Genomic DNA, 15,880 nt, shown 5'->3' with positions numbered 1-15,880 from the left:
GTCAATCACTGATAAGGCTTAAGCGGTATGTCGATGGTGAGGGGTTCCTCAAAACAGCAAATTCCTTCGCTTTGCTGCGGAATGACAAACAAAAGGAAAATAACGCTCGATACCTCAATGGGAATTAGTAGACGTCGCGGTGGTAGCGGTGGTCGTCTTTCAATGTCTGGACGTATTCGGTTGCGGCTTCTGCGTCGAGGTTGCCTTGTTGGGCGACGATGCTGCGGAGAGTGGCATCGACATCTTTCGCCATGCGGGCGGCGTCGCCGCAGACGTAGATGCTGGCTCCGTCTTGTAGCCATGACCAGAAGCGCGGTGCCTGTTCGAGCATCTTGTCTTGCACGTAGACCTTGTGTTCCTGGTCGCGGGAGAAGGCGAGATCGAGATGGGTGAGGTGCTTGTCGCTGAGCATGGACTCGAGCTCGTCGCGGTAGAGGAAGTCGGTTGCGGCGCTGCGCTCGCCGAAAAAGAGCCAGTTCTTTCCAGTGGCGGAGAGAGCGCGACGCTGATGAAGGAAGGCGCGGAAGGGCGCGATGCCGGTGCCGGGGCCGATCATGATGATGGGTGCGTCGGACTGCTGGGGTAGACGAAATTTCTTGTTCGGCTGAATGTAGATGGCACGACGTTCGCCTGTGTTGGTGCGGTCGGCAAGCAGGGTGGAGCAGACGCCGCCGCGCTCGCGGTTGTGCGAACGATAGCGGACGACGGCGATGGTGGTGTGGATTTCGCCAGCGTGCGCATAGGGGCTCGATGAGATGGAGTAGAGACGCGGCGCGAGCCTGGGCAGCATGGCGACGAGGTCCGCGGGATTGTGCAGGACGCCGGGATAGTCGTGAAGGAGATCGATGAGGCCGCGGTCGCAGGTATATTTTTCGAGGTGCGCCTGCTGTTCAGGGACGAGCAGACCGAAGAGCGGCTTGCAGTTGCCGATGGTGGCGTAGGCCTCGATCATCTTGCGGGTGAGGCGAGTGATCTGCAGGTGGTTGGTGAGTGCATCGATCAGCGTTGTGGTTCCGGCTTTTGGCAGCTGCACGGGAGCCTGGGGGCTGAAGTTCAGCATGGTGATGATGTCTCCGACAAGCTGGTAGTCGTTTTGTGGAACGACACCGCAGGCATCTCCGGCCTCGTACTTCAGGTTCGAGTCGGCGATGGAGAAGGCCATGTGCATGGTGAGCTTGCTGGAGACTTCGCGGGTGAGTGGGTGCTTGTCTACCAGAGGCGCGAGGAAGGGATTCTCGCGAGTGTAGGTGGAGGTGCTGGTTTCGCTCGCGATGGTCTTTGGTGTGGGTGCAATGATTTTTGTTGAAGGCGGCGGCGTGTTCTTGGCCGGGCGGGTGGAGACGATGGATTCGAGTCGGGAGTAGAGGCCTTGCTTCCAGTTTGTGAAGGCATCGTCGAGATCGACATCGCAGTCGATGCGATCGTGGAGACGAACGGCACCGAGTGAGTCGAGCTTGTTGTCGAGGTCGATGCCGAACTTGCAGAAGTGTTCGTAGTGCGAATCGCCGAGGGCGAGCACGGCGTAGGAGAGATCCTGATAGCGGGGGAAGTGCTCGATGCAGAGCTTCTCATAGAAAGGCTTGACTGCATCGGGAGCGTCGCCGTCGCCGTAGGTGCTGGCGATGAGGATAGCGTAGCGCTCTTCGGCGAGCGCAGCTGGCGTGTAGCCTTCGAGCGAGATGAGCGAGGCGATGTGACCTTTGGATTTGAGATCCTTCGCGACTTTGCGTGCGAGGCCTTCGGCGGTGCCGGACTGTGAGGCATAGAGCACAGCGATCTTCAGTGACAGCGGGGCCTCGGTGACGATGGCGGGCTGCGCAGAAGAAAAGATTCCGGCGAGAAAGCCGTTGAGCCATGCGCGCTGATCGTTGTTGAAGGGCGCGTTGTCGGGAATGTAGGGCACTAGAGTCGGACTGGTAGTTTGCATCGTCATACGAGCTCCTGTGTTGTGCAGAACGATTGCAGTTCGGTGATGGAGTGACGGCGCGTGAAGTCGAGGAAGGATTCTTCCGGGATGCGTTGCGTGGTGTAGGAGTGGAAGAACTGCTCCATGACTGGTGGCAGGTCGCTGAACTTGATGGCCTGGATGAGCTCTCGACCGATGCCCTGATCGCAGTCGGAGCCGCCGCCGATGACGACCTGGTAGCCTTCTTCGCCGCCGACTTTGACACCCATGAGACCGATGTCTCCAATGTAGTGCTGCGCGCAGGAGTGAGAGCAACCGGTGACGTGCAGATTGACGGGCTGCATGATCTTGAAGCGGCTATCGAGCAGGTTGGCGAGCGCGACGGCGTGGGTCTTTGTGTCTGTGGCGGCGAAGCGGCAGCCCTTGTTACCGGTGCAGGCTACGGTTCCGCTGAGGACTGTACCTGCTTCAAAGGCGAGACCGGCTGTGAGGATTGCTGCCTTTGCGGCTTCGAGATTTGCTGTGGGGATGTTGGGGATGATGAGGTTCTGCCAGACGGTGAGGCGAACTTCGCTGGTGCCGCATGTCTCTGCGATGTTCGCGAGGGATAGCATTTGATCGACAGGCAGGCGGCCGACGGGAACGGAGACGCCGATGTAGTGGAGGCCGGGCTGCGACTGTGCGTGCACCCCAATGTGTCCGGCGCGGTCGATGGGCTTGCGCGGCTCGCAAGCGGATGCGGGAACGCGGATGAGAGGGAAGGCGAGAAGCTTTTCGGTTTTGGAGATGAACTTTTCGACGCCCCATTTGTCGATGAGGTATTTGAGGCGTGCCTTCTTGCGATCGGTGCGATCACCATGTTCGGCGAAGACGCGAATCATTGCTGCAGCGACAGCGACAGTCTGATCGGGGCGCAGGAGAAGGCCGCAGTCGGTCGCGAACTGCTTGTGTCCGGTGATGCCGCAGAGCAGGATGCGGAAGTAGATGCCGGCGGGGATGCCGTGGCCTTCTTTGACCTGGACGGCGACGAAGCCGATGTCGTTGGTGTCGGCGACGACGCTGATGGAGCCGCCGTTGTCGAAGGCAACGTTGAACTTGCGCGGCAGGCCGTACATATCGCGCGAGTTGAGGATGTAGCGGTTGAGGGCGTCGGCGAGTGGCGCTACGTCGTAGAGCTCGTGCGGGTCGATGCCGGTGATGGGAGACGCGGTGATGTTGCGGATATTGTCCGCACCCGATCCGCGCGAGGTCATGCCGAGGTCCTGAATTTTGGAGAGGACGTTGACGATATTTTTCGGTTGGAACTCGCGGATCTGGAGGTTGCTGCGCGTGGTGAGATCGGCGCGGCCCGAGCCCCAGTCGGCGGCCATCTGCGCGAGGCCGCGAAGCTGGTGCGCGCTGAGGGTGCCGCCGGGAACGCGCATGCGCAGCATGAAAGAGTCCTGCGCTGGAGAGACGTAGAAGAGACCGTGGAATTTGAAGCGGAAGAGATCGTCGGGAGCGGGTACCTTGTCTTCGTTGGAGTGTGCGACGAGCTTGTCCCAGATGTCGAGCGCGTTTTCTTCCTGCTTCCAACGTTCTTCTTTGCACAGGTCGGAGAGAGGTGTGCCGAACCAGGTTGGCTCAGCTTCTTCGGCAGCCTGGTTGACGAGGCCGGAGGTTGGGTCGTTGGTGATCTGCCCGCCGACGGTGTGGCCGACGAAGGGCATGACACCACGCTGCGCTACGCCAGCGAAGAAGCCCTGCAGATACTGCTGCTGCGCGAGGGAGAAGCCTGGCGTCTCGATCAGAGTGGTGGTGGCTTGCGATTCCATGCTGAATCTCCTTTACGGTCTGCGGCGGATGAAGGCCGGAAGATCCTGAAGCGCAATCTGGATTGAGTGCAGCCAGATGCGGGCCAGATAAACATCGCGCTGAGATAGCTCAGGTGCGATGGATTCAAGGCTCGTCAGGGAGCATGAAACAATGTGAGAGTGGGAGCCGGGACACAGCATGGTGCCGGGCTGAACTTCTTCGGCTATCCAGATCGGGCTGAATAGCATTCGGTGAACTTGATACTACTGTGGGCTTTGCATGAGTGCAAGTGACGAAGCGGTGAATTGGAAGAGGCAAATAAAGTTTGATGGGGAGTAGAAGTTTTTGTTATACAGGCGCTCGTTTGTTGTTCCATTCGAGCTGCGATGTTACAAAACTGGTAACAGCTCCCACAGCTCAATGACACCTTGATGTGTCGACCTATCCCGCTTCAATGGGACTCTTCTGCTCTACGCCTGAGCAAACAACACTCAATTCTCGCGTCAAGCCACGACTATCGAGCCGGACGCATTTCTGTCTCTATGGCTGCCCTGGGCGAGGCTAACTCTTCATTCGAAGTACCTAACTGTGGCACTTACAAGGGGAGCCCATGAAACGTGTTATTTTAGCCGTTCTTTTTTCCGTGCAGGCGTTGTCCGGAGCACTGACTGTCGCGCAGGATAATTTTTTCGACAAGTGGCAGGATCGAGTACGGAAGACGTCTGCTCAACAGCCGGGCTGGGCTGTGCCTGTCGTGGCTCCGCCGTCTGGTATCGTGCAATTGGCGCGAGTCGATGTGCTGCATCAATGGACTTCGACTCATACTTCGACGTGGAACTATGGCAATAGCAAGGGTTTCAACTTCATTCCGTACTACAAGACGGAGGTGGATGTGAATCTGCCGCCGTATGTCGAGCACAATACTCCGAAGGCGATCGATGGAGCCGGAGATTTTTCGATGGTATTGAAGTATCGTCCGTTTGCTGGAGGCGCAGAGAAGGGAAACTACTCGACTGCGTTTCAAGTGGCAGCTACGGGTGCGACTGGAAGTTATAAGAATGGGACGGCCAGAACTACGATCAATCCAACGTTGATTCTGGGTAAAGGATTTGGTCGGTTCGATGTTCAGTCTAGTCTGGGAGGAACCTTGCCGGTGGGCTCAGTCCATACGATTGGAAGAACGATTGTATGGAATACGGTCGCGCAATATCAGGTGGCAAAGATCTTCTGGCCTGAGGTTGAGGTGAATGCGAGCTATTTCCATCTTGGGCCGAACAATGGAAAGAACCAGACCTTTGTAACTCCTGGAATGATGGTGAGCAGGATTAAGTTGCGCAAAGACCCGAAGGACAGGCTGGGGCTGGTGTTTGGCGGAGGGATGCAGATCGCTACTTCTACTTATCACGCTTATAACCATGGCCTTGTGCTGACTGGGCGATTGATCTTCTAGAGCGGTTCAGCACGATTTTGTCGGCGGCTCTGTGATTGTTGATGCAGAGCCGCTAGAATTGTGAGTAACAGGTGGCCAGCGCAAAGTAATTTGTGATTGCAGACTGGCTGGGGGAGATGGATGACTCACGCGAGCTTTGATGGATTGCGGGTTCTGTCGCTTGAATCGCGACGCGCAAAAGAGATCGCGAAATTGATACGCACCTATGGCGGGGAACCTTTTGTCGTGCCTGCGATGCGCGAAGCGCCGCTGGACTCGAACAAGCAGGCGCTTGAGTTCGCAGAGGGACTACTGCATGGGAAGTTCGATCTTGTTGTATTTTTGACTGGCCTGGGGTTGCGCGCTTTGCTGGACATTGCCCAGACGAAGTTCAACCGCGAAGAGTTGATTGAAGCGCTGCGATCGGTAAAGATCGGCGCGCGGGGACCGAAGCCTGCTGCTGCGTTGCGTGAGCTAAACATTCCGGTAACGGTGACTGCGCCTGAACCGAATACGTGGCGCGAGATGATGCACTCGATGGAAGCGGAGTTTGGCGACCAGTTGAGCGGGATGCGGGTTGCGGTGCAGGAGTATGGGGCTTCGAACCCTGAGTTTCTCTCCGAGCTTACGGTGAAGTGTGGTGAGGTGACGAAAGTCCCTGTGTATCAGTGGACGTTGCCTGAGGATGTGGGGCCGCTGCGGGAGTGCGTGCTTGGCGTTGCGAATGGCAGCGTGGATGTGGTCCTGTTTATGACGGCAGTGCAGGTGATTCATCTCTTCCAGGTAGCCGAGGAGATGGTCATGCGTGAGGAGCTGCGCGCCGGGTTGATATCGATGGTGGTGGTTTCGATTGGGCCTACGACGTCGGAAGAGTTGACGCATTATGGAATCACTCCCGACTTTGAACCATCGCATCCGAAGATGGGCTTCCTGGTCAATGAGGCGGCGCAGTACTCCCGCAAGATCCTGGAGCGGAAACGCAGCGCGGGTGCCGGTGCGCTGGTGACCTCTCATAAAAGCAACGATGCGCCGGTGGAGAAGCCGAAGTCCGGGGTGCGCCGCGTTGCTGTCTCCACGCCTACGATGGCGGGATTTCGCGATGGGCTTACCTCGATCGACTTTTTGCACGAGATCAGCAGCAGGCTTGCATCGGCGGACTCGTTTCATGTGGTGCTGGGCAGCATCGTTGACTTTGTGACGACGGTGATTCCGTGCGACTCATGCTTCATCTATGTGATGGAGAACGAGAAGCTGGTGCTGCGCGCATCGAAGAATCCTCATGCTGACCTTGTAGACCATCTGGGCATGTCGCTGGGGCAGGGAATCACGGGCTGGGTGGCGGAGCATCGCGAGCCGGTGGCGATCGCTTCGGGGGCGTCGAACGATCCGCGGTTCGTTATGTTTCGCAATCTGCCGGAAGATCACTTCGAGGCGATTTTGTGCACGCCTATTCTTTGTGCGAGTAAGGTCGTCGGCGTTATCAATCTGCAGCACCAGATGAGCTATCAACATACAGCGAATGAGATCAGGCTGCTCTCGATGCTTGGCTTTCTGGTGGGCGCAGAGATTGAGCGCACGCGGCTGGAGACGGAAAATCTGCAACTGGCCGGGCGACTGGAGACGCGCAAGGCCGTGGACCGCGCGAAGGGCATTCTGCAGCGCGATCTGACGATGAGCGAAGACGAAGCTTATCGGACGATGCAACGAGAGAGCCGCCAGCGACGGATCTCGATGCGTGAGATTGCCGACGCCATTGTGCTGGGCGATGATCTGAAGAAGGCGCAGGCGGCTGACGGGCTTCGTGCTTAGAGCGGATTAGCTGTTGGTGTGGAGGAAGGCAACCGCAGATTCCCTTCGGGAATGACAAACAAAGGACTCGGCAGACTCTACACCAACTCCTATTTTGCTCTAGACGATGAGCACGTGAATGTTCTGGCTGCGAAATTGTTCGGCTAGCTCGGGGTCGATGCTGTCGTCGGTGATGATGGTGTGTATCTGAGATGGCTCGCAGACTTTGTTGGTGCTGATCATGCCGAGTTTGCTGGCATCGGCTACGGCGACGACCTGGCGTGCATGCTTTGCCATCTCTGTAAGGATGAGGGCTTCGTCCGACTCGATGACGGTCAGGCCATATTCAGGATGGATGCCGGTGGCTCCCATGAAGACCTTATCGAAGTAGAGCTTCTGGATGGAATGGAATGCGGTGGCTCCGACCATGGAGAACGAACCGGGCCAGCGGATGGTGCCGCCGGTAAGGGTGACCCGGGCGTTGGGCTGGCTGGAGAGTTCCATGCCGATGTTGACTGCGCTGGTGACGAGGTGGATGCCTTCGCGATGGCGCAGGCTGCGAGCGACCTGGGTGGTGGTGGTGCCGGGAGAGAGCGCGATGGTGTCGCCTTCGGCGACCATCTCGGCGGCGGCGATGGCGATGCGGCGCTTCTCGTCGGCGAAGCGCTCTTCGCGGAGAGGGAAGGCTGCGTCGAAGCGGAAGGGTTCGTAGGTCAGCTTGCCGGCGAGCTCAACGCCGCCGTGCGTGCGGTGGACCAGGCCGCGCTGTTCGAGCTTGATGAGGTCGCGCCGGACGCTGGCTGATGAGGCGTCAACGGTAGCGGCGAGGTCTTCGACGCTACTGGTGCCCTTCTGCAGAAGCAGGTGAAGGATCTGATTTGCACGATCGTGTGTCTTTGCAGCCACTTGGATGCGTCCTTTCAAAGGCAAATCTCGGTATCGATAAGGTTACCGGAATTCGTTGCTGGCGACTATTAAACATTTAAATGATCATTTGTGTAATTTATTTGCACAATAGTGAAAATATTTGTTGACATGCGTCCATTCTGGTTTCTATGCTCAACGCCATCAGTAGCTCGCTGTGAAGTTTCAAAGAGGCGAGCAGATGCGATTGCCTTTGTTTTTCTTTCTTTTTGCGTAAGCAGCCAAATTAGCCAGTACCACGGAGTGAGGAATCTTATGAGGACGAAGCTTTTTCAGTATTTTGCCGGGTGTGCGCTCGCGGTTCTCTTTTGTGTGTCGCCCGCAGTGGCGCAGACGGTGACGGGATCGATTACGGGAGTGGTGACTGACTCAAGCGGTGCTGTGGTTCCGGGTGCACAGGTGACGGCACTGAATACCGGAACTGGCGTTAAGACCCAGGCGACGACGAACGATGCGGGAGCGTACACGATCCAGTTTCTGCCGATCGGCCCTTATCAAGTTACAGTGCAGGCAAATGGATTTTCCTTGCAGACTCTGCCTACGTTCTCTCTGGAGATAGCTCAGACCGCCAAGTTCAATGTGCAATTGAATGCCGGCAGCGTCGCGGAGACGGTGCAGGTATCGGCGGAGACAGCGCCCATCCTTAATACAAACGATGACACCCTGAGTAGCACGTTCACGGCCAATATGATCCGGAACCTTCCCTTGAACGGCCTCGACTTTTCGGCAATTACGCTCTACGTTCCCGGCGCTGTGAGCACGGCTGGCACGGGCGGAACGACCAGCATTGAGCGCAGCACCTACTACACCGATTCGGTCAACCTCAATGGAAATCGCGCCCAGGCCAACAATTACACGCTGGACGGTATCGACATGAACGAGACGTTCAACAACCTGATCTCTTATAGTCCCGCTCCGGAGGCGCTCCAGGAGGTGCAGGTGATCACCGCAAACTCGTCGACGGACAGTGGCAATGTCAATGGTGCGGGAGTTGTGAGCGTTCTCAAGAGCGGCACTAACAGCTTCCATGGCTCAGCTTACGGCTACCTGCAGGACTACAGGCTGAACGCCAACTCGTGGCAAAACAATAACCAGAGCATTGCGGTCAATCCGTACTCGCAGGACCAGTTCGGCGGAACCTTCGGTGGTCCAATCAAGCGCGATAAGTTGTTCTTCTTCGTCGACTACTTGGGCTCTCGGAATCACAAGGGCGGCATCAGCTCGACAAGCGTATTTACGCAGGCGATGCGCAACGGCGATTTCTCCGTTCTGTTGGATGGAGCCACTCCGAAGCAGTTGTATGATCCACTCAACAATTTCGCCCCCTACGCAGATAACAAGGGAATACCAATCACTAACCCAGTTGCCAAGTTCCTGTTTGCAAATTCCAAGTTGTACCCGCTGCCAAACGCAACACCGACCGATGGAATCGTGAACGACAACTACCAGGCCCCATCACGCACCTTCACGGCCAACAATCAGGGAGATATCAAGATCGAGTTTGATCCCCGGACGAGCGATAAGTTCACCGGCTTTTATTCCATGTCCACTGCCTACAATGGCTCAACCCCTGTGCTGGCGATCAGCTTTACCGGGGTGACGCTGTATCCAACCAAGCTTTTCGGCGTCAACTGGGTGCACACGTTCTCGCCAGCGCTGATCAACTCCGCCCGTATCGGATTCACGCGCACGGTCTGGGCCCAGAATTTTCCTGTCGATACGACTGGCGAATTTGGAGACTCGGGCAATTCCAAGGTGGGAATTACCTTCCCGAATCAGGCGTACGCGGGCTACTCTGGCCAGACCATCAATGGCGGTATCTTTGCAGGTGGTAACCCGGTGTTTGGCGGCGGTCTGATTGACAACACCTACAGCTACATCGACAACCTGACATGGCAACGTGGCCGCCACCTATTGAGCATCGGCGCACAAGCTTTGCGTTACCAGAATAACTACCCAACCGCGAACAACAACGGCTATCTGGGTTCGCTCAACTACAACGGCAATTACACCAAGAGTCCTAACGACGCCAATTCGGGTTATGGCGGCGCTGACTTCCTGTTGGATCGTGTGAGTCAGGTCGCCGCGACCCTGGCCAGTGTCAATGTCGGGCAGCGCCAATGGCGCGTGGCCGGTTTCATCAACGATGACTTCAAAGTACTTCCTGATCTCACTTTGAACTTTGGAGTTCGGTACGAGTTCGATCAGCCGTGGGTTGAGTCCAACAATAAAACCGGAAATATCGACGAAGCCACGGGTCAGGTGCTGTACGCGCACAGTATCCCTGCTGGAGCGCCTGCTGGATCGGGACTCTGCAGCAACCGCGCATGTTATGACAACAACTATCGCCAGATTATGCCGCGCTTCGGATTTTCGTATCAGGCAAAGCCCAGGCTCGTGATTAGTGGTGGTTACGGTGCGACCAGTTTTTTTGAAGGCAACTCTTCCAACCAGCGACTGACTTCGATTACGCCCTTTATCCAGGCAATCAATGTGAACCTGACGCAACCAACGCTCACCGATATCCCGACTCCGCTTACTGCGGAGACGGCCTTTGATTCACCGAGCAGCAACGGGGGTACCTTCAACGTCTATCCGAAGAACATGCAGCCAGCCTATGTGCAGCAGTGGAACCTGACGACGGAGTACGCGCTGAGCAGCACACTGTCTCTTCAGGTTGGATATCTCGGAGAGCAGGGGCAGCATATCGAGGACTATGGCAACCTGAACCAGTATCGGGTCAACGGCGACCCGACCTCGGCGCCGTATTACAACAACCAGTACATCGGCGTGAATTCGGCCCTGGGCATCGGGTCAAATTCTCTGCTGGTTACCGAGTCGCGGGCGATGATGAACTACAACGCCCTCCAGGCGGTGTTGCGGCAACGGGTGAGCCATGGGCTCGAGTACAAGTTGAACTACACCTATAGCAAGGCAATGACCAACAGTCTGGGCAACTATGGATTGAACGTCAACGGCTTCAGCGGCGCATTTCAGAACTACTATGACAGCGGTGCGGATTATGGTCCGGCAGGATATGACGTGACCCATAACGTATCCGGCACTGCCGTCTATGCGTTGCCTGTCGGCCGAGGCCAGGAGTACCTGAACGGCGTCAATCGCATTGTGGATCTAGCCGTAGGCGGATGGAGGATTTCCGCTGCCGGCGTGGCGTACTCGGGCTTTCCGGAGACCCTTACCACCGGCGTCAGCAGCAACTCCCTCAGTTACGGCAATGAACGGCCGAATCAGTACAGAAAGCTGAAGATCGTCAATCGTTCGATCTACCACTGGTTTGGAACAGACCCATCTGCCCAGCCCTGCACAACGCCTGGTGTGGACAATGGTACATGCGCCTTTGGCGCACCGGCATCCAACACCTTTGGCACTTCCCGGAATGGCTCTGTTCGCGCCCCTGGGTATCTCAACGTAGATATGTCGGCGATGAAGGACTTCCACATCTATCGAGAGCAGTCGCTTGGTTTCCAGTTCGATGCTTTCAATGCGTTCAACATCGTGAGCTATGGCAACCCGGATATCGGCATCAACGACACTGGCTTTGGCCAGATTGCACAGCAGAATTCGATTCGTTCCAGCGAGCGCCATCTGCAATTCTCCGCGCACTACAGGTTTTAGCTGTGCGATCGTCAGGTAATGTGCAGTCTCTGTGAATTAGTTCAGCGTCGGCTCGGAACTTTGAGCCGACGCTGAGCGTATAGCTTATTCAAAGTGTTTGATTAGAAAATATTAGTGTTAGTGGCTTTGAGGCGGGTGTGTTTGTAATGCGTGAGATTATCTTTGAATTGTGTGCCGAGAGTATCGACGCATGCCTCGTCGCGCGTGACGGAGGAGCGGACCGTATTGAGCTTTGCAGTGCGCTCAGTGAAGGTGGGCTGACGCCGAGCCATGGCTTGATTCGTGAAGCTGTAAGCCGCGGTGGGCTGCCGGTACATGTGCTGCTGCGTCCTCGCGGCGGTGACTTTGTTTATACCGATGCGGAGTTTGATGTGATGCGCGATGACTTGAAGCATCTGCGCCTGCTGGGCGCGAGCGGTGTCGTGCTAGGTGTGCTGCGCGAAGATGGATCTGTCGATGTTGAGCGTACTCATGAGCTGGTGGAGATGGCTGGGCCGCTTGAAGTGACTTTTAATCGAGCCTTTGACCATGCTGTTTCACTTGATGACGCGTTGGAGGATGTCATCGCGACTGGTTGTCAGCGTGTGCTGACCTCGGGTGGCGAACGCGATGTTGTGAGTGGAGGCAAGGCTCTGGCGCGGCTGATCGAGCAGGCTGCCGGGAGGATCGAGATCGCAGCTGGTGGAGGATTGCGTTTGAAGAATGCCGCGGCGGTGGCACGAACGACCGGCGCACGGCACTTTCATGGTTCGATACGGCGGATCGTTGCCGGGCCTCGTCGCTATGGTGGGCGTGACGTGCACGATGATGCCGGATCTTCTGCTCAGTCCCGGTTTGTGGTCGAGAGCGACGATGTGCGCGCGATGATCGAGAACCTGACGAACGCTTAGATTCTCACCTAGAGATGTCAGTTGGATGCGCGGTCTGGGAGTACGCTCCAGATCGCAGGGTCTTCTTCGCCGAGGACCCAGGCACAGATTCCCTGCAGGTGCTGTTCTTTGGCGAGGTTGTAGCGATCCACGAAGCCGCGCTTTTCGGTGTAGAAGATCCACTCACGCATCTGGTCGCGATAGAAGTAGAACCAGGCGGTGTGGTCCACGGGGTCCCACTGCTCCTGCCCGTTGTAGGTGTCGCGAAGGAATTGGGCGTTGGTGGCGCTGATGTATTCGGCGGTGATGTTGGGCTTCTGAACTTTTTCGTTGAGGCCGGGATCGCCGGTGAACCAGTGGTATCCGTAGAGCGCGATGCCGAGGGAGAGCTTGTCTTTGGGGACGGACTTCAACGCATAGTCGAGATTTTCATTAGTCCATATCCAACCGCCGACCGGGCCGGGAGTCGTCCAGCGTGTGTGCTGGTCGTAGGTCATCAGGCAGAGCAGGTCGACGGACTCGCCGATGGCTTTGAGGTCGAAGGCTCCGCGCCAGTCGGAGAAGATCCATTTGCTGAAGGGAGTGTGGCCGGGATAGCCGGGGGCATTGGGGACGACTGCGATCTGTAGCTGAAGATGCTGTTGATGGAATGCGTCGGCGACTCGTTTGACGGTGGCGGAGAGCAGGTCGCGGTCGTTCCAGCTGATGTTCTCGAAGTCGAGCTGGAAGCCGTCGTAGCCATTTTTCTTGCAGGCGGCGATGAGGGAGTCGGTCATCGCTGTCTGTGCTTTGTCATCGGTCATCAAGGTGTGGATCTTTACCTTGTCGAAGAGCGCGACGATGGGGAAGAGGGCGATGTGGCGCTGTTTGGCGACGCGCAGGACAGAGGGGTCGGGCTCGCCGTAGACGAGGCCCGTCTCATCGACGCTGTACCAGGTGGGGACGATGATGTCGATCTTGGATTGATGCTCCATGAAGTCGCGGACCGACTGCGACTGATCTGTCATGTAGAAGAGAGTCTTGGTTTGGGCAAAGACTGAGCTTGCTGCAAACAGCAGACAGAAGATCACGAACTTCATGGAGCCTATCCTTTCTTTTGCTTATGCGGTTTCGAGCTTGAAGGACGGTGGAATGTCCTCAGCCTTGGTGCCGAATTCGAGGTTGGGCTGGCTGCCCAGCGTGAACTCGATTTTAGCTCCGTCGACGATCTCGCGATGGTTGAACCACGAGCGCGTGTGAGGCTTGCCGTTGAAGGTGACGGACTGGATGTACTGGTCCGAGGGGGCGCTGCGATGAGCGACGATCTCAAGCTGCTTGCCCTTGCCGAGCTGAAGGGTGACCTGATCGAACAGCGGCGTGCCGAAGATGTAGTTTCCGCTGACAGGATCGACGGGGTAGAAGCCCATAGAGCTCATGATGTACCAGGAAGACATCTGGCCTACGTCTTCGTTGCCTTGCAGGCCGTCGGGAAGAGCGGCGTACATCGTCTCCATCAACATGCGGATACGCTGCTGGGTCTTGTGCGGCTGACCTGCGTAGACGTAGAGATAGGCGATATGGTGTGATGGCTCGTTGCCTTGAGCGTATTGACCGACGAGGCCAGCGATGTCGGGTGGAGCGTCGGGCGGGAGTACGGATGGTTGATTGAACAGCTCATCGAGCTTGGCGAGAAAGGCCTTCTGTCCGCCAAGGGTTTCGATGAGGCCCGCGGCGTCGTGCTGAATGCCGAAGGTGGTCTGCCAGGAGTTCGACTCGGTGAAGTCGCGCCATTTTTTCGACGTGCCCATGGCGAGTGGATCGAAGCCAGGAGCCCATTCGCCGTTCGCGAGCTTAGGACGGGCAAAGTTGATCTGGCGATCGTAGTAGTTGCGATAGTTGAGCGAGCGGTCGGCCAACATCTTTGCATCGTCTTCGTGGCCGAGCTTCTTGGCGACGTGTGCGATGGACCAGTCGTCGTAGCAATACTCGAAGCCCTTGCTTACGGACTCTTCTTCGAGGTCGCAGGGGATGTAATGCTTCGAACGGTAGTAGCCGAGGCCGCGATAGTCGTCGACCATGGCGCGCTGCATCATGCACTTGTAGGCACGCTCGTAGTCGATGCCGGTGAAGCCCTTGTTACAGGCCTCCGCCATGACGGCGGCGGAGTGATAGCCGGTCATGGTGCCGGTCTCCGTGCCTTGAAGCGGCCAGACGGGCATTCCGGCGGGGCTTTGCTCGGCCATCAGAATGAGGGCGTTGACGAAGTCGGGCACATGGTCTGCGTTGATGAGCGTGTAGAGAGGATGCGTGGCGCGGTAGGTGTCCCACAGCGAGAACGTTGTGTAATTGCGCTGTCCGGGGTTGAGCTTGTGGATCTGCTTGTCCATGCCGCGATAGCTGCCATCGGCGTCATCGAAGAGCGAAGGGCCGACGGAGGCGTGGTAGAGCGCGGCATAGAAGATGCGGCGATGAGCTTCGTTCTCGGTGGTGATATTGATGCGCGAGAGTTGATTGTTCCACTTCTCGCGAGCGCTGCGACGAACACGCTCGAAGTCCCAGCCGGGCAACTCGGCCTTCAGGTTGTTAGCGGCGGACTCTGCGCTGACACCGGAGATGCCGGTCTTTACGAAGATGACTGGATTGTGAGTCAGGTCGAAGAAGGCGACACACTTGAGGTTCTTTCCGGTCAAAGGTTCGGTGCGGGCGGGGACCTCTGCGTCATCACTGTAGTAGACGATGCGCGTGGGCTTCTGCGAGAACTGCATGGTGAAGTAGGCTTCGCGGCCGTCTCCCCAGGACTTGGTGACGCGGCCGCCGGCGAGCGTGTCGGGCGCGGGGCTGTGCAGCGATGCGGAGATGACGTTCGATGGGCCGTAGCTGTGTTGAAGATCGACGATGATGTGTGCGGTCTTGGCGTCGCGAGGAAAGGTGTAGCGGTGCAGGCCGGTGCGCTCGGTGGCGGTCAGCTCGGCGTGGATGCCGTAGTCCTTGAGTAGAACGGAGTAATAGCCGGGCTCGGCGTGCTCGTCCTTGTGGTCAAAGCGCGAACGATAGCCCTCGTCGGGATTTTCGCGCGAGCCGGGTACGATCTTCGATTCGCCAGTGCCGGGCATGATGAGAAAGTCAAGCAGGTCGCCGCAGCCGGTTCCGCTGAGATGGGTGTGGCTGAAGCCCATGATGGAGGTGTCGGAGATGTGGTAGCCGGAGCACCAGTCCCACCCGTCAGTGAAGGTATCGGGGCTGAGCTGGACGGCACCGAAGGGAACGACTGCGCCGGGGAAGCAATGGCCGTGGCCGCCGGTGCCGATGGTGATGTCGACGAGAGAGGCGGGATCGTTTGCGCCGTGGGACGATTTGGGGTGGGGAATTACCCTTGCGAAGGCAGTGCCTCTGATAGCGCTAACAGTACAGGCGGCAGAAGCTCCACCTAGAAAAGATCTTCTTGATATCACGCGAACTCCATCGATTGAGATTTAACACTTTACGAAGCCGTAGATAGGACGAATCTACGAGGAAATAGGTAGGAGAAGCGCCCTGATTGAGCTGATCTCCGAT

9 protein-coding genes are annotated in these 15,880 nt (G+C 57.3%); 4 read left to right on the top strand and 5 right to left on the bottom strand.

What is annotated here, in order from left to right; all coding sequences use genetic code 11:
- Window positions 1-124 precede the first annotated feature (124 nt).
- On the bottom strand, window positions 125-1,933 hold the full coding sequence (locus GSQ81_RS11945) for a sulfite reductase flavoprotein subunit alpha (protein WP_254060146.1): 1,809 nt from the start codon (window positions 1,931-1,933) through the stop codon (window positions 125-127).
- Window positions 1,930-3,720 (bottom strand): NirA family protein, encoded by a 1,791-nt coding sequence (locus GSQ81_RS11940; protein WP_158910962.1) that lies wholly within the window; start codon window positions 3,718-3,720, stop codon window positions 1,930-1,932. Before GSQ81_RS11940 ends, GSQ81_RS11945 begins: the two co-directional genes overlap by 4 nt.
- A 590-nt stretch (window positions 3,721-4,310) precedes the next feature.
- On the opposite strand from GSQ81_RS11940, the gene GSQ81_RS11935 reads away from it, so the two are divergent.
- Both GSQ81_RS11935 and GSQ81_RS11930 read left to right on the top strand, forming a co-directional pair.
- Window positions 4,311-5,150 carry a hypothetical protein gene (locus GSQ81_RS11935; RefSeq protein WP_158910961.1) on the top strand — a complete coding sequence of 280 codons (840 nt, stop codon included), beginning with the start codon at window positions 4,311-4,313 and terminating at the stop codon, window positions 5,148-5,150.
- A 120-nt stretch (window positions 5,151-5,270) separates the two neighbouring features.
- The gene (locus GSQ81_RS11930; RefSeq protein WP_158910960.1) at window positions 5,271-6,938 is read left to right on the top strand and encodes a uroporphyrinogen-III synthase; all 1,668 of its coding nucleotides are present in this window, start codon (window positions 5,271-5,273) and stop codon (window positions 6,936-6,938) included.
- Between the two features lie 99 nt (window positions 6,939-7,037).
- On the opposite strand, the gene GSQ81_RS11925 is transcribed toward GSQ81_RS11930, so the two are convergent.
- Window positions 7,038-7,823: a DeoR/GlpR family DNA-binding transcription regulator gene (locus GSQ81_RS11925; RefSeq protein ID WP_158910959.1), complete on the bottom strand. Its 786-nt coding sequence runs from the start codon at window positions 7,821-7,823 to the stop codon at window positions 7,038-7,040.
- 273 nt (window positions 7,824-8,096) lie between these two features.
- On the opposite strand from GSQ81_RS11925, the gene GSQ81_RS11920 reads away from it, so the two are divergent.
- Both GSQ81_RS11920 and GSQ81_RS11915 read left to right on the top strand, forming a co-directional pair.
- On the top strand, window positions 8,097-11,477 hold the full coding sequence (locus tag GSQ81_RS11920; RefSeq protein WP_158910958.1) for a carboxypeptidase regulatory-like domain-containing protein: 3,381 nt from the start codon (window positions 8,097-8,099) through the stop codon (window positions 11,475-11,477).
- Window positions 11,478-11,623: 146 nt separating this feature from the next.
- The gene (locus GSQ81_RS11915) at window positions 11,624-12,367 is read left to right on the top strand and encodes a copper homeostasis protein CutC (protein ID WP_158910957.1); all 744 of its coding nucleotides are present in this window, start codon (window positions 11,624-11,626) and stop codon (window positions 12,365-12,367) included.
- Between the two features lie 17 nt (window positions 12,368-12,384).
- Here GSQ81_RS11915 and GSQ81_RS11910 read toward each other — a convergent pair whose 3' ends face one another.
- Complete coding sequence (locus tag GSQ81_RS11910; RefSeq protein WP_158910956.1) at window positions 12,385-13,425, bottom strand: glycosyl hydrolase family 18 protein; 1,041 nt, start codon at window positions 13,423-13,425, stop codon at window positions 12,385-12,387.
- A 21-nt stretch (window positions 13,426-13,446) separates the two neighbouring features.
- Window positions 13,447-15,777, bottom strand: coding sequence for a GH92 family glycosyl hydrolase (locus GSQ81_RS11905; RefSeq protein WP_158910955.1), 2,331 nt, complete (start codon window positions 15,775-15,777; stop codon window positions 13,447-13,449).
- Window positions 15,778-15,880 lie beyond the last annotated feature (103 nt).

The organism is Granulicella sp. L56, from assembly GCF_009765835.1.
GTDB lineage: Bacteria > Acidobacteriota > Terriglobia > Terriglobales > Acidobacteriaceae > Edaphobacter.
This window is presented reverse-complemented; position numbering and strand designations above follow the sequence as displayed.